At 67.9% G+C, this 23,233-nt stretch carries 21 protein-coding genes; 12 read left to right on the forward strand and 9 right to left on the reverse strand.

From position 1 onward, the window contains the following. Positions 1 to 47: 47 nt before the first annotated feature. The 4 genes from prmC to WS96_RS13135 form a co-directional block, all read right to left on the reverse strand. Positions 48 to 890 carry a peptide chain release factor N(5)-glutamine methyltransferase gene (prmC, locus tag WS96_RS13120; RefSeq protein WP_059833007.1) on the reverse strand — a complete coding sequence of 281 codons (843 nt, stop codon included), beginning with the start codon at positions 888 to 890 and terminating at the stop codon, positions 48 to 50. A gap of 7 nt (positions 891 to 897) precedes the next feature. Then, the gene (prfA, locus tag WS96_RS13125) at positions 898 to 1,980 is read right to left on the reverse strand and encodes a peptide chain release factor 1 (protein ID WP_059833010.1); all 1,083 of its coding nucleotides are present in this window, start codon (positions 1,978 to 1,980) and stop codon (positions 898 to 900) included. Positions 1,981 to 2,070: 90 nt separating this feature from the next. After that, on the reverse strand, positions 2,071 to 3,369 hold the full coding sequence (gene hemA, locus WS96_RS13130) for a glutamyl-tRNA reductase (RefSeq protein WP_034209821.1): 1,299 nt from the start codon (positions 3,367 to 3,369) through the stop codon (positions 2,071 to 2,073). A gap of 26 nt (positions 3,370 to 3,395) precedes the next feature. Next, positions 3,396 to 4,160, reverse strand: a complete 765-nt coding sequence (locus WS96_RS13135) for a response regulator transcription factor (protein ID WP_059833014.1) — start codon at positions 4,158 to 4,160, stop codon at positions 3,396 to 3,398. Positions 4,161 to 4,331: 171 nt separating this feature from the next. On the opposite strand from WS96_RS13135, the gene WS96_RS13140 reads away from it, so the two are divergent. The 4 genes from WS96_RS13140 to WS96_RS13155 all read left to right on the forward strand — a co-directional run bounded on the left by WS96_RS13140 (position 4,332) and on the right by WS96_RS13155 (position 7,668). Next, positions 4,332 to 4,586, forward strand: coding sequence for a hypothetical protein (locus tag WS96_RS13140; protein WP_034209823.1), 255 nt, complete (start codon positions 4,332 to 4,334; stop codon positions 4,584 to 4,586). A gap of 18 nt (positions 4,587 to 4,604) precedes the next feature. Continuing rightward, on the forward strand, positions 4,605 to 6,419 hold the full coding sequence (locus WS96_RS13145) for an aminopeptidase P family protein (RefSeq protein ID WP_059833017.1): 1,815 nt from the start codon (positions 4,605 to 4,607) through the stop codon (positions 6,417 to 6,419). 77 nt (positions 6,420 to 6,496) lie between these two features. After that, complete coding sequence (locus tag WS96_RS13150; protein WP_059833020.1) at positions 6,497 to 7,048, forward strand: cysteine hydrolase family protein; 552 nt, start codon at positions 6,497 to 6,499, stop codon at positions 7,046 to 7,048. Next, on the forward strand, positions 7,045 to 7,668 hold the full coding sequence (locus WS96_RS13155) for an HAD family hydrolase (RefSeq protein WP_059833024.1): 624 nt from the start codon (positions 7,045 to 7,047) through the stop codon (positions 7,666 to 7,668). Before WS96_RS13150 ends, WS96_RS13155 begins: the two co-directional genes overlap by 4 nt. Before the next feature lie 130 nt (positions 7,669 to 7,798). Here the strand turns inward: WS96_RS13155 and ettA are convergent, their stop codons facing one another. The 3 genes from ettA to gcvA all read right to left on the reverse strand — a co-directional run bounded on the left by ettA (position 7,799) and on the right by gcvA (position 10,981). Beyond that, on the reverse strand, positions 7,799 to 9,466 hold the full coding sequence (gene ettA / locus WS96_RS13160) for an energy-dependent translational throttle protein EttA (RefSeq protein ID WP_059499686.1): 1,668 nt from the start codon (positions 9,464 to 9,466) through the stop codon (positions 7,799 to 7,801). Positions 9,467 to 9,635: 169 nt separating this feature from the next. Then, a complete protein-coding gene (locus WS96_RS13165; RefSeq protein ID WP_059833027.1) occupies positions 9,636 to 9,956 on the reverse strand; it encodes a DUF3761 domain-containing protein in 321 nt (106 codons plus the stop codon). A 107-nt stretch (positions 9,957 to 10,063) separates the two neighbouring features. Continuing rightward, positions 10,064 to 10,981: a transcriptional regulator GcvA gene (gcvA, locus tag WS96_RS13170; RefSeq protein WP_034209829.1), complete on the reverse strand. Its 918-nt coding sequence runs from the start codon at positions 10,979 to 10,981 to the stop codon at positions 10,064 to 10,066. A gap of 193 nt (positions 10,982 to 11,174) precedes the next feature. On the opposite strand from gcvA, the gene WS96_RS13175 reads away from it, so the two are divergent. The 4 genes from WS96_RS13175 to WS96_RS13190 all read left to right on the forward strand — a co-directional run bounded on the left by WS96_RS13175 (position 11,175) and on the right by WS96_RS13190 (position 16,100). Beyond that, the gene (locus WS96_RS13175; RefSeq protein WP_059833030.1) at positions 11,175 to 12,440 is read left to right on the forward strand and encodes an MFS transporter; all 1,266 of its coding nucleotides are present in this window, start codon (positions 11,175 to 11,177) and stop codon (positions 12,438 to 12,440) included. An 80-nt stretch (positions 12,441 to 12,520) separates the two neighbouring features. Continuing rightward, complete coding sequence (locus tag WS96_RS13180) at positions 12,521 to 12,865, forward strand: MmcQ/YjbR family DNA-binding protein (RefSeq protein WP_059833033.1); 345 nt, start codon at positions 12,521 to 12,523, stop codon at positions 12,863 to 12,865. Between the two features lie 376 nt (positions 12,866 to 13,241). After that, positions 13,242 to 14,633 carry a GABA permease gene (gene gabP / locus WS96_RS13185; RefSeq protein ID WP_059833035.1) on the forward strand — a complete coding sequence of 464 codons (1,392 nt, stop codon included), beginning with the start codon at positions 13,242 to 13,244 and terminating at the stop codon, positions 14,631 to 14,633. Positions 14,634 to 14,888: 255 nt separating this feature from the next. Continuing rightward, positions 14,889 to 16,100, forward strand: coding sequence for an MBL fold metallo-hydrolase (locus WS96_RS13190; protein ID WP_059833038.1), 1,212 nt, complete (start codon positions 14,889 to 14,891; stop codon positions 16,098 to 16,100). A gap of 73 nt (positions 16,101 to 16,173) precedes the next feature. Here WS96_RS13190 and ychF read toward each other — a convergent pair whose 3' ends face one another. Next, positions 16,174 to 17,268 carry a redox-regulated ATPase YchF gene (ychF, locus tag WS96_RS13195; protein ID WP_059780274.1) on the reverse strand — a complete coding sequence of 365 codons (1,095 nt, stop codon included), beginning with the start codon at positions 17,266 to 17,268 and terminating at the stop codon, positions 16,174 to 16,176. Positions 17,269 to 17,515: 247 nt separating this feature from the next. On the opposite strand from ychF, the gene WS96_RS13200 reads away from it, so the two are divergent. From WS96_RS13200 to WS96_RS13215, 4 genes are all read left to right on the forward strand, one after another. Then, a complete protein-coding gene (locus tag WS96_RS13200; RefSeq protein WP_059833040.1) occupies positions 17,516 to 18,694 on the forward strand; it encodes a UbiH/UbiF family hydroxylase in 1,179 nt (392 codons plus the stop codon). Positions 18,695 to 18,784: 90 nt separating this feature from the next. Further along, positions 18,785 to 19,513 carry a DsbC family protein gene (locus tag WS96_RS13205; RefSeq protein WP_059833043.1) on the forward strand — a complete coding sequence of 243 codons (729 nt, stop codon included), beginning with the start codon at positions 18,785 to 18,787 and terminating at the stop codon, positions 19,511 to 19,513. A gap of 98 nt (positions 19,514 to 19,611) precedes the next feature. Beyond that, positions 19,612 to 21,411 (forward strand): M61 family metallopeptidase, encoded by a 1,800-nt coding sequence (locus WS96_RS13210; RefSeq protein ID WP_059833047.1) that lies wholly within the window; start codon positions 19,612 to 19,614, stop codon positions 21,409 to 21,411. A gap of 147 nt (positions 21,412 to 21,558) precedes the next feature. After that, positions 21,559 to 22,155 (forward strand): FMN-dependent NADH-azoreductase, encoded by a 597-nt coding sequence (locus tag WS96_RS13215; RefSeq protein ID WP_034209836.1) that lies wholly within the window; start codon positions 21,559 to 21,561, stop codon positions 22,153 to 22,155. A gap of 148 nt (positions 22,156 to 22,303) precedes the next feature. Here WS96_RS13215 and WS96_RS13220 read toward each other — a convergent pair whose 3' ends face one another. Further along, a complete protein-coding gene (locus tag WS96_RS13220) occupies positions 22,304 to 23,221 on the reverse strand; it encodes a uracil-DNA glycosylase (RefSeq protein WP_059833049.1) in 918 nt (305 codons plus the stop codon). Positions 23,222 to 23,233 lie beyond the last annotated feature (12 nt).

Below are 23,233 nucleotides of genomic sequence, written 5' to 3' on the forward strand. Positions count from 1 at the left end.
GGCGTTAGATCGAAATAATAGCGGATTTCAACCGGGCGGGCCGGGCGTCAGCCCGGCAGGCGGCCGCCGGTCATGCGTTCGATGGCGGCGAGATCGGCGCGCGATTCGACCGCGACGAAGCCGTGCGACGCCAGTATCGCGCGGACGGCTTCGGCTTGATCGTAACCGTGCTCGATCCACAGCGTGCCGCCCGGTTTCAGATAGGCGCCGGCGCCCGCGACGATCGTGCGGATCGCGCTGAGGCCGTCGGCATCGTCGGTGAGCGCGCCGCGCGGCTCGAAACGCAGGTCGCCTTGTCCGAGGTGCGGATCGTGCTGCGCGATGTACGGCGGGTTGCTGACGATCGTATCGAACGCGAGCGCGGGATCGAGCGCCGCGTACCAGTCGCTCTGCAGCCAGTGCAGCGGGCCGCCGGGGCGCGGCGTGCCGAGCAGTTTGTCGGCATTGCGTTGCGCGACCGCGAGCGCGTCCGGCGACCGGTCGAGCGCCCACACGCGCGCATCGGGACGCTCGGCCGCGATCGACACGGCGATCGCGCCGCTGCCGGTGCCGAGATCGAGCACGGCGGCGTGCGGCAGCCCGTCGATCGCATCGAGCGCGGCTTCGACGAGCAGCTCGGTTTCGGGGCGCGGGATCAGCACGTCGGGCGTCACCTCGAACGGGCGGCCGAAGAACTCGCGCATCCCCACCAGTTGCGCGACGGGCTCGCCGGCGATGCGCCGCGCTTCGAGCGCGCGGTAGCGTTCGACCGCGGCGGCGTCGAGCGGCGCGTCGCCGCGCGTGATCAGTTGCGTGCGCGTCCAGCCGAGCGCGTGCGCGAGCAGCACGCGTGCATCGACGGGGTCGAGCGGCGACGCGTGCAGCAGCGCGTCGGCGGTGGTGTCGGACATCGCGGCCTCAGTCGGCTTCGCCGAGCGATGCGAGCAGCTCGGCCTGGTGCTCGGTGACGAGCGCGCCGATCAGTTCGTCGAGATCGCCGTCCATGATCGCCTCGAGCCGGTACAGCGTCAGGTTGATCCGGTGGTCGGTCATCCGGCCTTGCGGGAAGTTGTACGTGCGGATTCGCTCCGAACGGTCGCCGGAGCCGATCAGGCTCTTGCGCGTCGCCGCTTCCTTCGCATGCTGCTCGTGATACTGCTTGTCCTTGATGCGCGCGGCGAGCACCTTCAGCGCGCGATCCTTGTTCTTGTGCTGCGAGCGGTCGTCCTGGCATTCGACGACGATCCCGGTCGGCAGGTGCGTGACGCGCACCGCCGAATCGGTCTTGTTGATGTGCTGGCCGCCGGCGCCGGACGCGCGGAACGTGTCGATGCGCAGGTCGGCCGGATTGATCTCGACCTCGCCGATCTCGTCGGCTTCCGGCATCACGGCGACCGTGCACGCGGACGTATGGATGCGCCCCTGCGTCTCGGTGGCCGGCACGCGCTGCACGCGATGGCCGCCCGATTCGAACTTCAGGCGCGAATACGCGCCCTGGCCCGCGATCCGCACGATCACTTCCTTGTAGCCGCCGAGATCCGACGCGCTTTCCGATATCATTTCGACCTGCCAGCGCTGGCGTTCCGCGAAGCGCAGATACATGCGCAGCAGGTCGCCCGCGAACAGCGCCGATTCGTCGCCGCCCGTGCCGGCACGGATTTCGAGGAAGATGTTGCGGTCGTCGTTCGGGTCCTTCGGCAGCAGCATCTTCTGCAGCTCGGTCTCGAGGCGCGCCATGTCCTCGCGCGCGCTGCGGATTTCGTCTTCCGCGAAGTCGCGCATCGACGGATCGGCGAGCAGTTCCTGCGCGGCCGTCTCGTCGCTGCGCGACTGGCGCCATAACGCGTATTGCTCGACGACCGGGCCGAGTTCCGCATGTTCGCGTGTCAGCTTGCGGTACTGGTCGAGGTCGGCCGTGACGTTTTCGCGGCTCAGCAGATCGTTCAGTTCGGCCAGCCGTGTGGAAAGCTGGTCGAGCTTGCGTTGCATGCTCGTCTTCATGGTGTGGAGCGGCGCTCCCGGGCAAAGGGGGATTCGGAAAGGATAGACCGGCGGCAGAACCACGACCGGCCGGCGGCAGGGCGAGCGGCGCTAGTGGCCGGACGGGTCGTTCGAGCGCGGCGCGTGCTGGTAGAAGCCGCGCATCAGGTCGATCAGCGAATCGCGATCGGCGCCGTTGACGCGGTTGAGCGCGCTCGTCGGGCCGTGGATCAGCTTGTTGGTCAGCGCCTGCGACAGCGCTTCGAGCACGGCCGCCGGATCGTCGCCGCGCGCGAGCAGCTTCTGCGCCTTCTCGACTTCGGCCCGGCGCAGCGCGTCGGCCTGCGTATGCATGTGACGGATCACCGGCACGACGCTGCGCGTGTCGAGCCATTGCATGAAATTCTGCACGCGCGTCTCGATGATCGCCTCGGCCTGGGCGACCGCGGCCTGACGCGATGCATTGCCTTCGCGCACGATCGCGCCGAGATCGTCGACGGTGTAGAGGAACACGTCCTTCAGCTTGCCGACTTCGGGCTCGATGTCGCGCGGCACCGCGAGGTCGACCATGAAGATCGGACGGTGACGGCGCGCCTTCACCGCGCGCTCGACCGCGCCGAGGCCGATGATCGGCAGTGTCGATGCGGTGCACGACACGATGATGTCGAATTCGTGCATGCGGGTGGGCAGATCGGCCAGCGGCATCGCGCGGCCGTTGAAGCGTTCGGCGAGCCGCTGGCCGCGTTCGGCCGTACGGTTCGCGACGACGAGCTCGCGCGGGCCTTGCGCGGCGAAGTGCGTCGCGCACAGCTCGATCATCTCGCCGGCGCCGATGAACAACACGCGCTGATCCGACACCTTTTCGAAGATCCGCTGCGCGAGGCGAACCGCGGCGGCGGCCATCGACACCGACTGCGTGCCGATTTCGGTCGTGCCGCGCACTTCCTTCGCGACCGCGAACGTGCGCTGGAACAACTGATTCAGATAGGTGCCGAGCGCGCCGGCTTCCGTCGCGGTGCGAACGGCATCCTTCATCTGGCCCAGAATCTGGGTTTCGCCGAGCACCATCGAATCGAGGCCGGAGGCGACGCGGAACGCGTGTCGGACCGCTTCGGACTGCGGCAGCGCATAGACGTGCGGCGCGAGCTCGTCGACCGGAATCCGGTGATACTCCGACAACCAGCGGATCGCGCCTTCGCGGGCCGCGCGATCATCGGTCGCGCAATACAGTTCGGTGCGGTTGCAGGTGGAGAGGATCGCCGCTTCGGGCGTATTGGGCGCCTGCGGGCCGAGAAACACGTTCTTGAACGTAACGAGAGCCGGCTTGATCTGCTCGAGCGGAAACGCCACGCGTTCGCGCAGGGCGACAGGCGCAGTGTGGTGATTGATTCCGATCGTGAGGAGTTGCATATCGAGGGCTATCGTTTAGCCCCATATTATAGCGTTTCGGCGATTTCCTCACTCGCCGCATACCGGGCATCGGCGTGGCGCGGCCGGGAATTTGGGGGCTCGATCGGTACGCGGTCGAGCTGATAGCCGAAGCCGTAGAGCGGCAACAGCTGGTAGCCGCGCTCCGGTAGCAACTGCAATTTGCTGCGCAGCCGGGACGCGTGCGTGTCGAGCGTGCGCGACTTCATGTCGCGGCGGCGTGCCCATACCGTTTCCAGGATGTGCGCGCGCGACACGGGCCGCGACAGGTTCGTGAACAGCAATTGTGCGAAACGGAACTCTTTCGGCGTGAGTGAAACGATTGCGTCGCCGAAACGCACGAGGCAATGCGTGGCGTCGAACGCGTATTCGCCATACATTTCGCGCGAGCGGGTGGGCGCCCGCCGTACGCCGGCGCGCCGGCTCAGTGCATTGACGCGCGCGAGCAGCTCGGGCCCGCTCACCGGGCGCACGAGGCAATCGTCGGCGCCGGCGTGCAGGCACGACACGATTTCGCTTTCGCGCGCCGACTGCATCACCGCGATGGCCGGCAACCCGGGCAGGACCGCCTGCGCGCGCGGGATGACTTCCTGCGCCGGCTGGTCGCCGGCCCAGTGGCCGGTGACCAGCATGTCGCAGGTGTTGTCGGCAGCGAGCCACTGGAAGAATGCGGTGCTGGACGAAAACGCATGGCACACGTGACCGCCCGCGAAGAGCAGGCGGTTCAGGAGTGCGGTATGGCGCGATTCCGGATCGATCAGAGCGATTCGCATGAGGATTTCTTCAATACGGCAGCCGGTGTGCGCTTGCCATAACGTCGAGTCGGCCCCTACACTCGAATGTTCGCGGCGCCCGGCTGGTCTCGGGTTCGATGGATGAATCGATGCTAGCCGCTGGCAGCGTTCACGCCTATGGGACGAATCTGAATTTATAGAAGGCGTTGAATGAACTGGTTTGGAATCCTTGTCCTGGGAGCGGCCGTCGGGCTGTTCGGCCGCTGGCTGCATCCGCTGCGGCGCACGGGCCGGCCGGCGTGGTGGATCGCGGTGCTCGTCGGCATCGTGGGCGCGGCCGCCGCCCGCATGGTCGGCAATCTCTCGGGACTGTTTTACGATGGCGAGACGCTCGAATGGCCGGTCTGCACCGGCGTCGCGTTCCTCGCCGTAGCCGTGACGGTCGCGCTGTCGGCCCGTCGCTGAATGCTCTCAGGTGAAATCATGAATGCCCGTCTCCCCGAAGTCTCGCCGGTGCCGGCCCGTCTCGCGCTGCTGCGCGACGCGATGGCCCGCGAGAATCTGGCCGCCTATCTCGTGCCGTCCGCCGACCCCCACTTGTCCGAATACCTGCCCGAGCGCTGGCAGGCGCGCCGCTGGCTGTCCGGCTTCACGGGCTCGGTCGGCACGCTGGTCGTGACCGCGGATTTCGCGGGGCTGTGGGTCGACAGCCGCTACTGGGTGCAGGCCGATGCCGAACTGGCGGGCACGGGCGTGCAGTTGATGAAGATGACGGGCGGGCAGCAGAGCGCACCGCACGTCGACTGGCTCGCGCGGAACGTGGCGGCCGGCGCGACGGTCGGGGTCGACGGCGCCGTGCTCGGCGTCGCGGCCGCGCGCGGGTTGACGGCCGCGCTGAGTGCGCGCGGCATCGCGCTGCGTACCGACGTCGACCTGCTCGACGCGATCTGGCCCGAGCGGCCGGGGCTGCCCGGCCATGCGGTATTCGAGCACGTCGCGCCGCAGGCCGACACGACCCGCGCGAGCAAGCTCGCCGACGTGCGCCGCGCGATGCACGCGCAGGGCGCGCAATGGCACTTCGTGTCGACGCTCGACGATCTCGCGTGGCTGTTCAACCTGCGCGGCGCCGACGTCAACTTCAATCCGGTGTTCGTTGCGCACGCAATGATCGGCACCGATCGCGCGACGCTGTTCGTCGCCGACGGCAAGGTGCCGCCGGCGCTGGCCGCGTCGCTCGCGCAGGATGGCGTCGACGTCCGTGCCTACGACGCCGCGCGTGCGTCGCTCGCGGCGCTGCCCGACGGCGCGACGCTGCTGATCGACCCGCGCCGCGTGACGTTCGGCACGCTCGAGGCCGTGCCGGCCGGCGTGAAGCTCGTCGAGGCCGTGAATCCGTCGACGTTCGCGAAGTCGCGCAAGACGTCCGCCGAGATCGAGCACGTACGCGTGACGATGGAGCATGACGGCGCCGCGCTCGCGGAGTTCTTCGCGTGGTTCGAACAGGCCGTCAATCGCGAGACGATCACCGAGCTGACGATCGAGGAACAGCTCACGGCCGCGCGCGCCCGCCGCCCCGGCTACGTGTCGGCGAGCTTCGCGACGATCGCCGGCTTCAACGCGAACGGCGCGATGCCGCACTACCACGCGACGCGCGAGTCGCACGCGACGATCGCCGGCGACGGGCTGCTGCTGATCGATTCGGGCGGCCAGTACATGACGGGCACGACCGACATCACGCGCGTCGTGCCGGTCGGCACCGTCAGCGACCTGCAGCGGCGCGATTTCACGATCGTGCTGAAATCGATGATGGCGCTGTCGCGCGCTCGCTTCCCGCGCGGCATCCGCTCGCCGATGCTCGACGCGATCGCGCGTGCGCCGATGTGGGCGGCCGGGCTCGACTACGGCCACGGCACCGGGCATGGCGTCGGGTACTTCCTGAACGTGCACGAAGGTCCGCAGGTCATCTCGCACTACGCGCCGGCCGAGCCGTACACGGCGATGGAAGAGGGCATGATCACGTCGATCGAGCCGGGCGTGTACCGTCCGGGCCAGTGGGGCGTCCGGATCGAGAACCTGGTCGTGAACCGTGCGGCCGGGCAGACGGAATTCGGCGATTTCCTCGCGTTCGAGACGTTGACGCTGTGCCCGATCGACACGCGCTGCGTGCTGATCGAGATGCTGCACGATGAAGAGCGCGCGTGGCTGAACACGTATCACGCGACGGTGCGCGAGCGTGTCGGCCGGCACCTGAGCGGCGACGCGAAGGCGTGGCTCGATGCGCGCACGCAGCCGATCTGACGCAACGCGCGGTAATGGCCGGAGGGCGGCCGGATAGCGGCCGCACGACGGCGGAACAATCACAGCGAGGGCAAGTCATGGCGGACACTGCGGTGATCGTGATCGACATGCAGCGCGGGCTGGTGGAGCGGGCGCAGCCCGCATACCGGCTCGACGACGTGGTGTCGGGCATCAACCGGTTGACGGCGGCAGCGCGCGCGGCGAACGCGTCGGTGTGCTTCGTGCAGCACGACGGCGACGCGGACGACGACATCGTGCCCGGCACGCCGGGCTGGGAACTGCATGCGGGGCTGGTCGTCGGCCGCGACGACTGGCGCGTGCGCAAGCAGGCGAGCGACGCGTTCCACGACACGCCGCTCGCGGCGCAGCTCGATCGCCACGGCATCCGCTCGGTGCTGATCTGCGGCTATGCGACCGAGTTCTGCGTCGATTCGGCCGCGCGCCGTGCCGCGCTGCTCGGCTACCGGACCACCGTCGTGTCCGATCTGCATACGACGAACGAGCGCGCCCACCTGTCGGCGGCGCAGATCGTCGCGCATCATCACTTCGTCTGGAACAACAATTCGCTGTCGGGTAACGCGGTGACGCCGCGTCCGCTCGCAGACGTGCTCGCCACGGAGTTCGCATGACGATCAAGGCCGTGGTGTTCGATTTCGGCGGCGTGCTGATCGACTGGAGCCCCGAGTACCTTTACCGCGAACTGATTCCCGACGCCGCCGAGCGCCGCTGGTTCCTCACGCACGTGTGCGCGATGGACTGGGTGGTCCGTCAGGACGGCGGGCAGACGATCGAGGAAGGCACGGCCGAACTCGTCGCGCAGTTTCCGGAGCACGAAGCGCTGATCCGCGCGTTCTACGCGCGCTGGCACGAGATGATCGGCGGCGTGCTCGAAGAGGGCGCGGCCCTCGTCGACCGGCTGGACGCGCAGGGGATGCCGCTGTTCGGGCTGACGAACTGGTCCGCGCAGACGTTTCCGTATGCATGGGACAACTTCCCGGTGCTGCGCCGGTTCAAGGACATCGTCGTGTCGGGCCGCGTGAAGCTCGTGAAACCCGATCCGGCGATCTACCGCGAGATGCATGCGCGGATCGATCCGCACCTGCCCGGCATCGCGCCGCACGAGCTCGTGTTCATCGACGACAACGCGAAGAACGCCGCGGCTGCGACGGCGCTCGGCTGGCACGGCATTCATCATACGAGCGCGGCGACGACCGAGGCGCGGCTGCGCGAGCTGGGCGCGCTCGCGTAAGCGGCGGGGCGAACGTCGGGCGAAAAAAAGCGAGCCAAGGGCTCGCTCTTTCGTCGTGCCGTTCCGGATGCGGCCGCTTTCGGCATCCGGCGCCGCGCGATCGCGGCACCGGGCGCCCGGGCCGTGCCGGTCAGCGGCTGATCGGCTTGTAGCGCAGGCGCTTCGGCTTCGCGGCTTCCTCGCCGAGGCGCGCACGCTTGTCGGCTTCGTACTCCTGGTAGTTGCCGTCGAAGAACGTGACCTGCGAATCGCCTTCGAACGCGAGGATGTGCGTCGCGATCCGGTCGAGGAACCAGCGATCGTGCGAGATCACCATCACCGAGCCCGCGAATTCGAGCAGTGCGTCTTCCAGCGCGCGCAGCGTCTCGACGTCGAGGTCGTTCGACGGTTCGTCCAGCAGCAGCACGTTGCCGCCCGAGATCAGCGTCTTCGCGAGGTGCAGGCGGCCGCGTTCGCCGCCGGACAGGTTGCCGACGATCTTCTGCTGGTCGCCGCCCTTGAAGTTGAAGCGGCCGATGTACGCGCGCGACGGCGTTTCGTACTTGCCGACCGTCAGCACGTCGGCGCCGCCCGAGATTTCCTCGAACACGGTCTTCGAACCGTCGAGCGCGTCGCGGCTCTGGTCGACGTACGCGAGCTTCACCGTCGGGCCCATCACGACTTCGCCCGAATCCGGCTGTTCCTTGCCGGTCAGCATCTTGAACAGCGTCGACTTGCCGGCGCCGTTCGGGCCGATGATGCCGACGATCGCGCCGGCCGGGATCTTGAAGCTCAGGTTGTCGATCAGCAGGCGGTCGCCGAACGACTTGCTGACGTTCTTGAACTCGATCACTTCGTTGCCGAGGCGCTCGCCGGCCGGAATGAAGATTTCCTGCGTTTCGTTGCGCTTCTGGTATTCCTGGCTGCTCAGCTCCTCGAAGCGCGCGATACGCGCCTTCGACTTCGCCTGGCGGCCCTTCGGATTCTGGCGCACCCACTCCAGTTCCTTCTTGATCGCCTTCTGGCGCGCGGATTCCGACGCTTCTTCCTGCTTCAGGCGCTCTTCCTTCTGGTCGAGCCAGCTGCTGTAGTTGCCCTTCCACGGAATGCCGTGGCCGCGGTCGAGTTCGAGAATCCACTCGGCCGCGTTGTCGAGGAAGTAGCGATCGTGCGTGACGGCGACGACGGTGCCCGGGAAGCGCACCAGGAACTGCTCGAGCCAGTCGACCGATTCGGCGTCGAGGTGGTTGGTCGGCTCGTCGAGCAGCAGCATGTCGGGTTTTTCGAGCAGCAGCTTGCACAGTGCGACGCGGCGCTTTTCGCCGCCCGACAGGTGCTCGATCTTCGCGTCCCATGCCGGCAGGCGCAGCGCGTCGGCGGCCACTTCGAGCTGCTGCTCGGGGCTGCCGCCGTCGCTCGACGCAAGGATCGCCTCGTATTTCGCCTGCTCGGCCGCGAGCGCGTCGAAGTCGGCGTCCGGCTCGGCATACGCAGCGTAGATTTCTTCCAGCTTCTTGTTCGCCTGGAACAGGTCGCCGAGGCCTTCCTCGACGGCTTCGCGCACGGTCTTCGTCGGATCGAGCTGCGGCTCCTGCGGCAGGTAGCCGATGTTCAGGTTCGGCATCGGCGTCGCTTCGCCTTCGATGTCCTTGTCGATGCCCGCCATGATGCGGATCAGCGTCGACTTGCCCGAGCCGTTCAGGCCGAGCACGCCGATCTTCGCGCCGGGAAAGAACGACAGCGAGATGTCCTTCAGGATCTGGCGCTTGGGCGGCACGATCTTGCCGACCCGGTTCATCGTGAAAACGTATTGGGCCATTTCGGTGTGAAAGTCAGAAGTGGTTGAGACTGCCGCGCAGCGCGCGGGCGTGGCGGCGTCGGGAGATTCGGTACGGAGCGTGCCGCGCGGGGCGCGGCGGTGCGAGCGCGTATTGTACTGCGCCGCCGGTTGCCGCTGGCGCGGTGCAGGCCATTCGGCCGACCCGCGCTCACAGCCATGCGGCGACGCCCCCGTGCCGCGAGCAGGTGCCGCGCCGGTGCCGGCTGAAGCTGTACGTGCCGTCGCGGCAACGCGCGCTCGCGCCGTCCGGCACGCGGCCCGATTTCGAATGCGCGGGCGCATGCACGGTTTCGCCGTCGCGGTTGCGATACGTGTCGTGACGGTCGAGATCGGCTTCGTTGCCGTAGCCGGGCGGCGCGCGATACGCGTGCGCGGAAGCGGGCAACGCGGCGCCCGCGACGAAGAGCGCGGCGGACAGGGTCGCGGACAGGGCCGCGGCATGGGTCGCGCGATGGAGCAGGGCACGCATGGTCTCTCTCGTTATGTTACTTGTCGTCGTTGTCGTCGTTGTCGTCGATGCCGGGCCGGTGGCCCGCGCCGCATGTTAGCGGATCGGCGCCGTGTACCCGCGCGACGCTACGCCGCGCCGGACATCGACGCCGCGCCGTCGGCCTGCGCGGCGTCGAGAATCCACCGGCGGAACGCGGCAACCTTCGGCCGTTCCGCGTGATGCGGCGGATACACGAGGTAGTACGCGAAATCGTCGAGCCATGCGGCATCGGCAAGCTGCACGAGCCGGCCGCTCGCCAGCTCGCCGCGCACCATCGCGGCCGGCAGCAGCCCGGCGCCCTGGCCGGCGACGATCGCCTGCAGCAGCAGGCCCGAGTCGTCGAACGCAGGGCCGCGCGGCGGGCCGAAATCGTCGATCCGCTGCGCGCCGAACCAGATGTGCCAGCCCTTGCGTTCGGCGTCGTGCAGTTGCGGCCAGCCGACGAGCTCGGCCGGCGTCGCCGGCATGCCGAGCCGCGCGACGAGGTCGGGCGACGCGAGCGCGACGATTTCGACCGTCAGCAGCCGTTCGCTGCACAGCCCGACGTAGCGCCCGAGACCGTGGCGGATCGCGACGTCGACACCGTCGCGCGAGAAATCCGCGAGCGCATGGCTCGTCACGACCTGCAGGTCGACGTCGGGGCTGGCTTGGCGGAACTGCGCGAGGCGCGGGACGAGCCACGCGGACGCGAAGAACGGCGTGACGCTCACCGTCAGCACGCCGCTGTCGGCGGCGCCCGACACGCGCTGCGACGCGTCGGCGATCTGCCGGAACGCGTTGCGCACGGGCGGCAGGTAGTCGCGGCCGGCGGCCGTCAGCAGGATCCCGCGGTTCACGCGCTCGAACAGTTGCACGCCGAGGTGGGTCTCGAGCGTGCGGATCATCTGGCTCACCGCGCCGGGCGTGACCGACAGTTCCTCGGCCGCCGACTTCACCGACAGGTGGCGGGCGGCGGCTTCGAAGGCGCGCAACGCGTTGAGCGGCGGCAGGCGGGAACGATTCATTCAGTTTTTCTAAAGCGAAAGGCCGACGAAATATGGTTTGAGGCGACGCGTACGCGCGAGTAACGTCGACACATCGGATCGCCTGTTGCGCGGCCGCCTGTCGGCGGCCGATGCGATCAACATAGTTCAACTATATCCACGGGGCAATCCGGATGCCGCCCGGCAGCCGGTGGAACCCGAAAGGAGCATCGTCATGAACCGCCCGGGCACCTCGCGCCTTTTCTACGGCTGGTACGTGGTGGCGGCCGCGTTCGCCGTCACGTTCGTCGGGTTCGGCAGCGCGTATACGTTCAGCGCGTTCGTCGAGTCGCTGCAGCGGGATTTCGCCGCGTCGCGCGGCCAGATCTCGCTCGTGTTCTCGCTCGCCGGCTTCCTGTACTTCGGCTTCGGCATCGTCAGCGGGCCGCTGGCCGATCGTTTCGGCTCGCGGCGGCTCGCCGTCGCCGGGATGCTGCTGACCGGCGCGGGGCTCGCGGCCGCCGGCGCCGCGCATACGCTGCTGCAGGTCTATGTCGCGTACGGGCTCGGTGTCGGGCTCGGCGTCGGTTGCGCGTACGTGCCGGCCGTCGGCGCGGTGCAGCGCTGGTTCGTGCGCCGGCGCGGGTTCGCATCGGGGCTCGCGGTCGCGGGGATCGGCGTCGGCACGCTGGCGATGCCGCCGCTCGCGTCCGCGCTGATCGCGCAGGTCGGCTGGCGCGGTGCGTATTTCACGCTGGCCGCGATCGCGCTCGTGCTGGGAGCCGGCATGTCGCTGCTGATCGAGAACGACCCGCGCAGGCGCGGATGGCTGCCGGACGGCGATGTCGCCGGCGAGGGCAGCCGGAATGCCGCCGCTGCATCGACCGGCGCGAACGTGCATGCCGGCGCGACGGTGCGCGAAGCCGTCACGTCGCGGCCGTTCGCGAGTCTCTATGCGGCCTGCCTCGTCTGCTCGTTCGGTGTGTTCGTCCCGTTCGTTCACCTCGTGCCGTATGCGCTCGATCACGGCGTCGCGCCGTCGACGGCCGTGCTGCTGCTCGGCGCGATCGGCGTGGGCAGCACGGCCGGTCGCTTCTTCCTCGGCGGCCTTGCCGACCGCTTCGGCCGCCGCGCGTCGCTGCTCGCGATGTTCGCCGGCATGGCCGTCGCGCTGGTCGGGTGGGCGGGCGCCGGCACCGTCGCGACGCTCGCTGCGTTCGCGCTCGTGTTCGGCGTGTTCTACGGCGGTTGGGTCGCCGTGCTGCCGGCGGTCGTGATGGACTATTTCGGCGGCCGCAACGTGAGCGCGATCATCGGCATCCTGTACACGAGCGTCGCGTTCGGCACGCTGATCGGGCCGGCCGCCGCCGGCTTCGTCTACGATGCCGGCGGCGGCTACCTCGTGCCGATCCTCGCGAGCGCCGCCGCGAATGCGATCGCGTTCGCGATCGTCGCGACCACCGGGCGTGCGCCGGCCGCCGCGCGCGCGGCCGGCGGATAACGCCGTCCGCTGGGCGCGTCGCGCGGTTCGCGATAGGATGGCCGGACCGTCAACCATCGACGCATGGTCAGGGAGGCATCGTGACATTCGACGAAGTCCGGCAGATCGCATTGGCGTGGCGCGGCGTCGAGGAAGGCACGTCGTACGGCACGCCCGCGCTCAAGGTGAAGGGCAAAGTGCTCGCGCGGCTGCGCGAGGACGGCGACACGCTCGTCGTGAAGGGCGTCGGCCCCGACGAGCGCGCATGGCTGATCGAATCGGCGCCCGACGTGTATTACGTGACCGATCACTATGTCGGTTGGCCGATCGTGCTGGTGCGCCTGTCGGCCGCGCATCCCGACGCCGTGAAAAACCTGCTTCTGCGAGAATGGCACGCACGCGTGCCGGCGAAGTGGCGGGACGAAACCGTCCGCGACGCGAACTGAGCGGCGCGCGCGGCGCACGAGCCGCCGCCGAACCGGATCAAGCGTTGCATCGGTTCGTATCGATGCAACGAGTGGTTCCATCGAAATTCTTCAATTGGTTCTTAGTGACGAACCGTTTGATGCTTACACTCCTTCGCTTCGAAGGCGGCTGACGACAGCCGACGGAACGGGCGTACGCGATGCGCCGGCGCCCGGCGCGCCGCATCGCACCCGCAGCTCGCAGACTGCGCGGACGACCCGACCGGAACGGCCCGGTCCGGCCTCGTGCCCGCGTGCGATCGCACGCGCGGCCGCAGCCGGATTCGACAACGACAACTCCCCGCGCCGCCTTCACGCGACACCGGTCGTACCGGAACCGTTTTTTGGAGAGAGACAGATGAGTGGAAGCAACACAGGCCTCGGCACTGGCCTGAAGCAGCGTCACGTGACGATGATGTCGATTGCCGGCGTCATCGGCGCGGGCTTGTTCGTCGGCTCCGGCCACGCGATCGCGGAAGCCGGGCCGGCATCGATACTCGCGTATGCGATCGCGGGCGTGCTGGTCGTGCTGGTGATGCGCATGCTCGGCGAAATGGCCGTCGCGCATCCGGACAGCGGATCGTTCTCGACCTATGCCGATCGCGCGATCGGCCACTGGGCCGGCTTCACGATCGGCTGGCTGTACTGGTGGTTCTGGGTGCTCGTGATCCCGATCGAGGCGACCGCCGCCGCGACCATCCTCAATGCGTGGTTCCCGGGCATCGCGACGTGGATCTTCGCGCTCGGCATCACGCTGCTGCTCACCGTCACCAACCTCTTCTCCGTCAAGAACTACGGCGAATTCGAATTCTGGTTCGCGCTGATCAAGGTCGTCGCGATCGTCGTGTTCCTGTGCATTGGCGGCGCGGCGATCGTCGGCATCATCCCCGCGCCGGCCGTGTCGGGCGTGTCGAACCTGTTCGTGCACGACGGCTTCATGCCGCACGGCGCGAGCGCGGTGCTCGCGGCGATGCTGACGACGATGTTCTCGTTCCTCGGCACCGAGATCGTGACGATCGCGGCCGCCGAATCGGACAACCCGCAACGCCAGATCGTGCGCGCGACGAACTCCGTGATCTGGCGTATCACGCTGTTCTATCTCGGCTCGATCCTCGTCGTCGCGGCCATCGTGCCGTGGAACGATCCGCTGCTGCCGAAGCACGGCTCGTATCAGCGCGCGATGGAACTGATCGGCGTGCCGAACGCGAAGGCGATCATCGACGTGATCGTGCTCGTGTCGGTCGCGAGCTGCCTGAATTCGGCGTTGTACACGGCGTCGCGGATGCTGTTCTCGCTGTCCAGGCGCAAGGACGCGCCGGCCTTCCTGCATCGCACCGATTCGACCGGCACGCCGCGCGCGGCCGTGCTGGCGTCGACCGCGTTCGGGTTCCTGACCGTGATCGCGAACTACCTGATGCCGGAACAGGTGTTTAGCTTCCTGCTGGCGACGTCGGGCGCGATCGCGCTGCTCGTGTATCTCGTGATCGCGATCTCGCAGTTGCGGATGCGCAAGACGCTCGAAGCGGGCGGCGCCGACCTGACGCTGCGGATGTGGCTGTTCCCGTGGCTCACGTGGGCCGTGATCCTGTTCATCTGCGGCACGCTGACCGTGATGTTCGTCAGCGAGGAGCACCGGATGGAAGTCGGCGCGACGGCCGTGCTGGCGTCGATCGTGCTGCTGGCGTCGTGGCTGAACAAGCGCGGGCGCGATGCGCAGGCGAACGCGGGGCGGCGGGTGTCGGCGACGTGAGCGCGCGAGCGGCCGGATGCGATAGCACCTGAGTGATACAGCCCGGAAGTATCGTGGCCCGACCGGCGTATGCCGGCCGGGCTTTTTTTGTTCATCAAGGATTACCGGGCAACGGCCCGACCGGCGTCCGCTCAGACGGCCGCGTCGAGATCGATTCGTTCCTGTTGGGAAATAGGCCATCGATAAATGGGTTATTTGTTACTGAAATAGTTTCATTTATTCTACGGGCACTCACAACCAATCAAGAGCCCGACCATGTCGATCCGTCATCTGTTTTCTTCCGCATTCGCGGCGACTGCACTACTCGGCGCCGCATCCGCGAGCATCGCCGCCCCGTTGACCGTCGATGTCTACAATCCGGGCGCGCATGCCATCTTCCCGGTTTCGTCCGAAATCGTTTCGGGCAAAACGGAGGCGATCCTGATCGACGCGCAGTTCCAGCGCAACGACGCTCAGGCGCTGGTGAGCCGGATCAAGGCGAGCGGCAAGACGCTCAAGGCCGTCTACGTGAGCCACAGCGATCCCGACTATTACTTCGGGCTGGAAACGATTCACGCGGCGTTCCCGGATGCGAAGATCGTCGCGACGCCGCAGACCGTCGCCGCGATCGAGGCCAGCAAGGACGGCAAGCTTGCCTACTGGGGCCAGATCCTGAAGGACAACGCGCCGACTTCGGTGATCGTGCCGCAGCCGCTCGACGGCAATACGCTGCGCGTCGATGGCGAGCCGCTGCGCATCGTCGGGCTCGACGGCCCGGCGCCCGATCGCACGTTCGTATGGATTCCTTCCGTGCGGACCGTGGTCGGTGGCATCCCGGTCGCCGCGAACATTCATGTCTGGATGGCCGACACGCAGACACCGCTGTCGCACGCGAACTGGCTGGCGACGCTCGACCGGATCGATGCGCTGAAGCCGGCGCGCGTCGTGCCCGGCCACTTCCTGCCGAACCGCGACGGCAGCCAACCGTTCACCACGGGCGTCGCGTTCACGCGGAATTACGTCAAGGCGTTCGACCAGGAAGCGGTGCGCGCGAAGGATTCGACGACGCTGATCGCGGCGATGGAGGCGCGCTACCCGGATCTCGGCGAGAAGTCGTCGCTCGAGCTGAGCGCGAAGGTTGCCAAGGGCGAGATGCAGTGGCCCGCGCCGGCGCCGTTCCCCGCGGCGGGCAAGACGGTGCGCGTGCAGTTCGGCGCTACCGCGTTCGACCTGAACTTCAAGGACGACAAGACGATGTCGTTCGTCGGCACGGCCGGCCAATTCAAGGGCGTGACGGATACGGTGCAGTACACGGCGCGCGAGGTCCGTCCGCAGGTGTACATGGTGTACTGGCATGAGCCGTCCACCGGCTCGAACGTCGTGCACGTCGAGGATTTCGAACGCGGCGCGGTGGATACGAACATCGCGATGAAGGACGGACAGTTCCTGCATATGTCCGGGACGCTGAAGGTCGTCGGTCGGGAATGAGTCGGTCTTCCGCCATCGAAAAGAAAAAGCCCGCATTCAGCGGGCTTTTTTACGCTCGATGCGACAGCAACGCTCAGACGTTGAACAGGAAGTTCATCACGTCGCCATCGTGCACGACATATTCCTTCCCTTCCGCGCGCATCTTGCCGGCTTCCTTCGCGCCTTGCTCGCCCTTGTACGCGACGAAGTCGTCGAACGCGATCGTCTGCGCACGGATGAAGCCGCGCTCGAAGTCGGTGTGGATCACGCCGGCCGCCTGCGGTGCCGTATCGCCGATGTGGATCGTCCACGCGCGCACTTCCTTCACGCCCGCGGTGAAGTAGGTCTGCAGGCCGAGCAGCTTGAAGCCCGCGCGGATCACGCGGTCGAGGCCCGGCTCTTCCATGCCCATGTCGGCGAGGAAGGCTTCCTTGTCCGCGTCGTCGAGATCGGCGATTTCCGCTTCGATTGCCGCGCACACGGCGACCACCGGCGCGTTTTCGCTTTCCGCGTACTTGCGCACCGCCTCGAGGTGCGGGTTGTTCTCGAAACCGTCGTCCTTCACGTTGGCGACGTACATCGCCGGCTTCGCGGTGATCAGGCAGAACGGCTTGATCAGCGCCTGCTCGTCGTCCGACAGCGCGAGGCCGCGCACGGCCTTGCCCTGGTCGAGCTGCGCGCGCACCTTCTCGAGCACCGCGACGAGCTTCGCCGCTTCCTTGTCGTTGCCCGACTTCGCCGCCTTCGAATAGCGCGTGAGCGCCTTTTCGATGGTGCCGAGGTCGGCGAGCGCCAGTTCCGTGTTGATCACTTCGATGTCGTCGATCGGGCTGACCTTGCCGGCGACGTGAATGACGTTCTCGTCCTCGAAGCAGCGCACGACGTGCGTGATCGCGTCGGTTTCGCGGATGTTCGCGAGGAACTGGTTGCCGAGGCCTTCACCCTTGCTCGCGCCCGCGACGAGGCCCGCGATGTCGACGAATTCGACGACGGCCGGCACGACGCGCTCCGGCTTGACGATCTCGGAGAGCGCCTTCAGGCGCGTATCCGGCACTTCGACGATGCCGACGTTCGGCTCGATCGTGCAGAACGGATAGTTCTCGGCGGCGATGCCGGCCTTGGTCAGCGCATTGAACAGGGTGGACTTGCCGACGTTGGGCAAGCCGACGATGCCGCATTTGAGACTCATGGAATCCTTCGGACGGGTGAGGCGGCGCGGCCGGACAGGGCACGGCGGCGCGGGAAAAAAGGGCGGCCGGCGCGTGGAGCGCGGCGGGCCGACGGTCAAAAACGCTATTGTACCGTGCCGGCGCCCCGGATTCCGGGCTGGGCGCCGAACGGCCGATGCGGCGGGCCGCCGCGTCGGCGCACCGGCCCGCGGTTCTGCTGATTTCCCGCAAAGTCCGGCCGCGTAAGGGTTTGGCCCCGCGGCTATAATGCCCGCCATGACTGCCCACCACACCTTCGACGTCGCCGTGGTCGGCGGCGGGCTCGTCGGCAAGACGGCCGCGCTCGCGCTGACCCAGTCCGGCTACAAGACAGCCTTGCTCGCCCAGCCGGCCACGCCGCGCCCCGCGGATCTCGCGTTCGATACGCGTGTCTACGCGCTGTCGTCCAGTTCGCAGGCGTTGCTCGAGCGGCTGCGGGTCTGGCAGGCGCTCGACCACGGCCGGCTCGCGCCGGTGTACGACATGCGCGTGTATGGCGATGCGCATGCCGAACTGCATTTCTCCGCCTATCAGGCGTCCGTGCCGCAGCTCGCATGGATCGCCGAATCGTCGCTGGTCGAGGCATCGCTCGACGCCGCGCTGCGATTCCAGCCGAACCTCACGTGGTTCGACGCGCGTGCGCAGGGCTTCGACGTGCGCGACGACGCGGCCGTGCTCACGCTGTCGTCGGGGCAGGTGCTCGAAGCGGATCTCGTCGTCGGCGCGGACGGCGCGCATTCGTGGGTGCGTTCCCAAATGGGGGCCAGGGTAGAGCGGCGCGACTACCGGCAGACGGGCGTCGTCGCGAACTTCAAGGCGTCGCTGCCGCACCGCGAGACGGCCTGGCAGTGGTTCCGGGAAGGCGAGATCGTCGCGCTGCTGCCGCTGCCGGACGGCCACGTGTCGCTCGTGTGGTCCGCGCACACTGCGCACGCGGACGCACTGCTCGCACTCGATCCGGCGCAGCTCGCGGCCGAGGTCGAACGCGTGTCGCACGGCCAGGTCGGCACGCTCGAATGCGTGACGCCGGCCGCCGGCTTCCCGCTGGCGCTGCAGACGGTCGACAAGCTGATCGCGCCGCGCGTCGCGCTGGTCGGCGATGCCGCGCACCTGATCCACCCGCTCGCGGGGCAGGGGATGAACCTCGGGCTGCGCGACGTCGCGGCGCTCGTCGACGCGATCGCGGGCAAGGAAAGCTTCCGCAATCTCGGCGATACGGTGCTGCTGCGCCGCTACGAGCGTTCGCGCCGCGAGGACATCCGCGGGCTGATGGTCGCGACCGACGGCCTGCAGCGGCTGTTCGCGGTGCCGGGCTCGCTCGCGAAGGCCGTGCGCAATGCGGGCATGGCGTTCGTCGGCGCGCAGCCGCTCGTGAAGCGCTGGCTCGTGTCGGCCGCGCTCGGCTGAACGAACCTTCCGCCGCCGCGCCGGTCGGAGACGGTTCCGTTACGGCGTACACTGTGCCGTGCACTCCGATTGAGCTGAAGGAAGATTTCAATGAAAAAAACGATCCGCATCGCGTCGCTGGCGCTGGCCGTCACGATGGCGACGCTTGGCTGCACCGCGCAGGCCGACCAGACCACCGACAAGCTGAAGGCCACGCTGCAAGCCCGTCTCGGCAACGACGCGCCGATCAAGAGCGTGTCGAAATCGCCGGTGGCAGGCCTTTACGAAGTGAACCTCGGCTCGCAGATCATCTATAGCGACGCGGCCGGCGACTACGTACTGCTCGGCGATCTCGTCGACGCCAGGACGCACAAGAACCTGACCGACGCCCGTCTGTCCGAAATCAACAAGATCGACTTCGCGAGCCTGCCGTTCGCGAATGCGATCAAGGTCGTCAAGGGCAACGGCGCCCGCAAGATCGCGGTGTTCTCCGATCCGAACTGCCCGTACTGCAAGAAGCTCGAGACGACGCTGCAGTCGATCGACAACGTGACCGTCTACACGTTCCTGTACCCGGTGCTGTCGCCGGATTCGACCGTGAAGTCGAAGGCGATCTGGTGTGCGACCGACCGCGCGAAAACGTGGGAAAGCTGGATGCTCGACCACCGCGCGCCGTCCGGCGCCGGTACCTGCGACACCACCGCGCTCGACAAGAACCTCGCGCTCGGCCGCGGCATGAACGTCACCGGCACGCCGACGATCTTCCTGCCGGACGGCCGCCGCCTGCCGGGCGCGGTATCGGCCGACCAGCTCAACCAGGCGCTCGCCTCGAGCAAGTAACCGAGCGCACGCCGGGCGCACGGCCCGGCCAGCGAGGGGCGCCCGCATGATCTGCCGGCGCCTCTCTTCGTTTTCGCCCGCCCCGACCGATTGCCACGATGACTCAGCCGATCCGCTATTCGATTGTCCCGAAAGATCTTGCCGCGCACTTGTTCGAAGTGACGGTGACGGTTGCCGATCCCGATCCCGAAGGCCAGCGTTTCTCGCTGCCGGTATGGATTCCGGGCAGCTACCTCGTGCGCGAGTTCGCGCGCAACATCGTGACGCTGCGCGCGTTCAACGACGCGGGCCGCAAGGTGCGCATCGCGAAGACCGACAAGCACACGTGGCAGGCCGCGCCCGTGACCGGCGCGCTGACGCTGCGCTACGACGTCTACGCGTGGGACCTGTCGGTGCGCTCCGCGTATCTCGACGAGTCGGGCGGCTTCTTCAACGCGACGGCCGTGTTCCTGAGCGTCGCCGGCCGGGAGGACGCGCCGTGCGAAGTCGACATCGCGAAACCGGCCGGCGCGGCGTTCCGCACGTGGCGGGTCGGCACCGCGCTGCCCGAGGCGAGCGGGACGAAGCGCTACGGTTTCGGCGCGTATCGCGCGGCGAACTATGACGAACTGTCCGACCATCCGGTGACGATCGGCGAATTCGCGCTCGCGACCTTCGACGCGCACGGCGTGCCGCACGACATCGTGATCGCCGGGCGCGTGACGCAGCTCGACCTGGAGCGGCTGCGTACCGACCTGAAACGCGTGTGCGAAGCGCAGATCGCGCTGTTCGAGCCGAAGTCGAAGAAGGCGCCGATGGATCGCTACGTGTTCATGACGCTCGCGGTCAGCGACGGCTACGGCGGCCTCGAGCATCGCGCGTCGACCGCGCTGATCTGTAACCGGACCGATCTGCCGGTGAAGGGGCGGCCGGAAACGACGGAAGGCTATCGCACGTATCTCGGCCTCTGCAGCCACGAGTATTTCCACACGTGGAACGTGAAGCGCATCAAGCCGGCGGCGTTCGTGCCGTACGACCTCGCGCGCGAGAACTACACGTCGCTGCTGTGGCTGTTCGAAGGCTTCACGTCGTATTACGACGACCTGATGCTGGTCCGCAGCGGGCTGATGTCGCAGGACGAATATTTCGCGGCGCTCGGCCGCACGATCGGCGGCGTGCTGCGCGGCACGGGCCGGCTCAAGCAGAGCGTCGCGGAAAGTTCGTTCGACGCGTGGATCAAGTACTACCGTCAGGACGAGAACGCGACCAATGCGATCGTCAGCTATTACACGAAGGGCTCGCTCGTGGCGCTCGCGTTCGACCTCGCGATCCGCGCGCAGACGCGTAACCGGAAGTCGCTCGACGACGTGATGCGCCTGCTGTGGCAACGCTACGGCCGCGACTTCTATCGCGGCAAGCAGGCGGGCGTGGACGAAAACGAAGTCGAGACGCTGATCGAAGAGGCGACGGGCGTCGCGCTCGGCCGCCTGTTCGCCGACGCCGTGCACGGCACGCGCGACCTGCCGCTCGGCGAACTGTTCGCGCCGTTCGGCGTGACGCTGGCCCCCGACGTCGCGCTCGGCGCGGCCGAGAAGCCGACGATCGGCGCGCGCTTGCGCGGCGGCGCGGACTGCACGTTGGCGGCCGTCTACGAAGGCGGCGCCGCGCATCGCGCGGGGTTGTCGGCCGGCGACACGGTGATCGCGGTGGACGGGCTACGCGTAACGGGCACGAACCTGGATGCGCTGCTGGCCCGCTACCGGCCGGGCGACAAGGTGGAGATCCACGCGTTTCGCCGCGACGAGCTGCGCACCGCGAAACTGAAGCTCGACGGCCCGGAAGTCACGCGCTACCGGCTGACGGCGGCCGCGAAGCCGGCTGCGGCCACGAAGGCCCGCGAAGCCTGGCTGAACGGGTAACCCTACGCGAGCGGGTATCGGGGCGCGATCGGGTATTGTCCCGCTGCTGCAACAATCCGTCGCCCTGAACCCGCTTTTTCGCGGTCATGCGGCCCCGCACAATGGCGTCACTCGCGCTACCGAAGCGCAACCCTACCGGAGCCTGACATGACGACCATTCTGCAAATCAATTCCGCCGCGCGTTCGCAAGGTGCGCAGTCCACGCTGCTGGCCAACGAACTGACGGCAAAGCTGCAACAATCGAACCCCGGCGCGAACGTCGTGGTTCGCGACCTGCTGGCCGATGCGCTGCCGCACCTCGACGAATCGGTGCTCGGCGCGTTCTTCACGCCGGCCGACAAGCGCACCGCGGAACAGAATGCGATCGTCGCGAAGAGCGATGCGCTGATCGCCGAGCTGCAGGCTGCCGACATCATCGTGATCGGCGCACCGATGTACAACTTCGGCATCTCGTCGCAACTGAAGACGTACTTCGACTGGATCGCCCGCGCAGGCGTCACGTTCCGCTACACCGAGAACGGTCCGGAAGGCCTGATCAAGGGCAAGAAGGTTCACGTGGTGACGGCGCGCGGCGGCAAGTATGCCGGTACGCCGAACGACAGCCAGACGCCGTACCTGCGCACGTTCCTCGGCTTCGTCGGCATGACCGACGTGAGCTTCATCTACGCCGAAGGCCTGAACCTCGGCCCGGATGCGCAGAGCGCCGCGCTGGCCAGCGCACGCGAAGCGATCGCCGCCGCGTAACGCGTCAGGTCGATGCGGGTGCGGTGCACCCGCTGCATCGCCCGATAAAAAATGCCGCGCCCCGAGAGGGACGCGGCATTTTCGTATTCGCCCGGCGAACCCTGGGGCCAGCGCAAGCCCGTTATCAGGGTGAACGGGCCATAGGCCGTCACGCGAGCGTTTCGGCTACGTCCGGCAGGCGCCAGTCGATCGGTTCGCGGCCCGCATCGATCAGATAGTCGTTCGCGAGCGCGAAATGGCGGCAGCCGAGGAAGCCGCGGTGCGCGGACAGCGGCGACGGATGCGGCGCCTCGAGCACGCAATGCGCGTTCGCGTCGAACAGTGCGCGCTTCGCCTGCGCGTGCGCGCCCCACAGCATGAACACGAGCCCGCGATGGCGGCCGGCGAGCTCGCGGATCAGCGTGTCCGTGCATTGCTCCCAGCCGCGCTTCGCATGGCTCGCGGCCGCGCCGCGCTCGACCGTCAGCACGGTGTTGAGCAGCAGCACGCCCTGGCGCGCCCATGTGTCGAGGCAGCCGTGACGCGGCGTGTCGTGACCGAAATTCGCGGCGATTTCCTTGAAGATGTTGCGCAGCGACGGCGGCGTGCGCACGGCCGGCGGCACCGAGAACGCGAGGCCATGCGCCTGCGGCGTGCCGCGGTCGTCGCCGTGATACGGGTCCTGGCCGAGGATCACGACCTTCACGTCGTCCGGGCTCGTCAGGCGCAGTGCGCGGAACACGTCGGTCGGGTAGACCGTCTTGCCGGCCGCGCGCTCCTCGTCGACGAAGCGGCACAGCGGCGCGTACGCGTCGCTGTCGGTGAACGGTTTCAGCACGTCGCGCCAGACGGCCGGCAGCGCGTCGAATTGCGCGGCGAGATGCGGCACGTCGGCGGCAACGGGTTGCGATGCCGAGGCGGTCGGGGCCGGCGCGGGCGCCGGTGCGGCCGCCTGCTTCGCGGATTTTCGCCGAGCCGCGGGCGGCTCGGAAGCCGCGGACGGAATATCGTCCGGTGCCGGTTCCGGCATGGGATCGTCGAACAGCGACGCCTGTTGCGGCGCGCGGGAAGTCTTGCGGGTTGCCATGCGTGATGCGTG

Source organism: Burkholderia sp. MSMB1835 (genome assembly GCF_001526365.1).
Taxonomy (GTDB): Bacteria; Pseudomonadota; Gammaproteobacteria; order Burkholderiales; family Burkholderiaceae; genus Burkholderia.

Bases quoted from the DNA above. Each gene is read 5' to 3' on its own strand.
- WS96_RS13190 (WP_059833038.1), top strand. From the start codon at position 14,889: ATGTCGATCCGTCATCTGTTTTCTTCCGCATTCGCGGCGACTGCACTA.
- WS96_RS13145 (WP_059833017.1), top strand. From the start codon at position 4,605: ATGAATGCCCGTCTCCCCGAAGTCTCGCCGGTGCCGGCCCGTCTCGCG.
- WS96_RS13165 (WP_059833027.1), bottom strand. From the start codon at position 9,956: ATGCGTGCCCTGCTCCATCGCGCGACCCATGCCGCGGCCCTGTCCGCG.
- WS96_RS13220 (WP_059833049.1), bottom strand. From the start codon at position 23,221: ATGGCAACCCGCAAGACTTCCCGCGCGCCGCAACAGGCGTCGCTGTTC.
- WS96_RS13150 (WP_059833020.1), top strand. From the start codon at position 6,497: ATGGCGGACACTGCGGTGATCGTGATCGACATGCAGCGCGGGCTGGTG.
- WS96_RS13135 (WP_059833014.1), bottom strand. From the start codon at position 4,160: ATGCGAATCGCTCTGATCGATCCGGAATCGCGCCATACCGCACTCCTG.
- prfA (WP_059833010.1), bottom strand. From the start codon at position 1,980: ATGAAGACGAGCATGCAACGCAAGCTCGACCAGCTTTCCACACGGCTG.
- gcvA (WP_034209829.1), bottom strand. From the start codon at position 10,981: ATGAATCGTTCCCGCCTGCCGCCGCTCAACGCGTTGCGCGCCTTCGAA.
- ychF (WP_059780274.1), bottom strand. From the start codon at position 17,268: ATGAGTCTCAAATGCGGCATCGTCGGCTTGCCCAACGTCGGCAAGTCC.
- WS96_RS13205 (WP_059833043.1), top strand. From the start codon at position 18,785: ATGAAAAAAACGATCCGCATCGCGTCGCTGGCGCTGGCCGTCACGATG.
- WS96_RS13155 (WP_059833024.1), top strand. From the start codon at position 7,045: ATGACGATCAAGGCCGTGGTGTTCGATTTCGGCGGCGTGCTGATCGAC.
- WS96_RS13210 (WP_059833047.1), top strand. From the start codon at position 19,612: ATGACTCAGCCGATCCGCTATTCGATTGTCCCGAAAGATCTTGCCGCG.
- WS96_RS13200 (WP_059833040.1), top strand. From the start codon at position 17,516: ATGCCCGCCATGACTGCCCACCACACCTTCGACGTCGCCGTGGTCGGC.
- ettA (WP_059499686.1), bottom strand. From the start codon at position 9,466: ATGGCCCAATACGTTTTCACGATGAACCGGGTCGGCAAGATCGTGCCG.
- WS96_RS13215 (WP_034209836.1), top strand. From the start codon at position 21,559: ATGACGACCATTCTGCAAATCAATTCCGCCGCGCGTTCGCAAGGTGCG.
- WS96_RS13175 (WP_059833030.1), top strand. From the start codon at position 11,175: ATGAACCGCCCGGGCACCTCGCGCCTTTTCTACGGCTGGTACGTGGTG.
- WS96_RS13140 (WP_034209823.1), top strand. From the start codon at position 4,332: ATGAACTGGTTTGGAATCCTTGTCCTGGGAGCGGCCGTCGGGCTGTTC.
- gabP (WP_059833035.1), top strand. From the start codon at position 13,242: ATGAGTGGAAGCAACACAGGCCTCGGCACTGGCCTGAAGCAGCGTCAC.
- prmC (WP_059833007.1), bottom strand. From the start codon at position 890: ATGTCCGACACCACCGCCGACGCGCTGCTGCACGCGTCGCCGCTCGAC.
- hemA (WP_034209821.1), bottom strand. From the start codon at position 3,369: ATGCAACTCCTCACGATCGGAATCAATCACCACACTGCGCCTGTCGCC.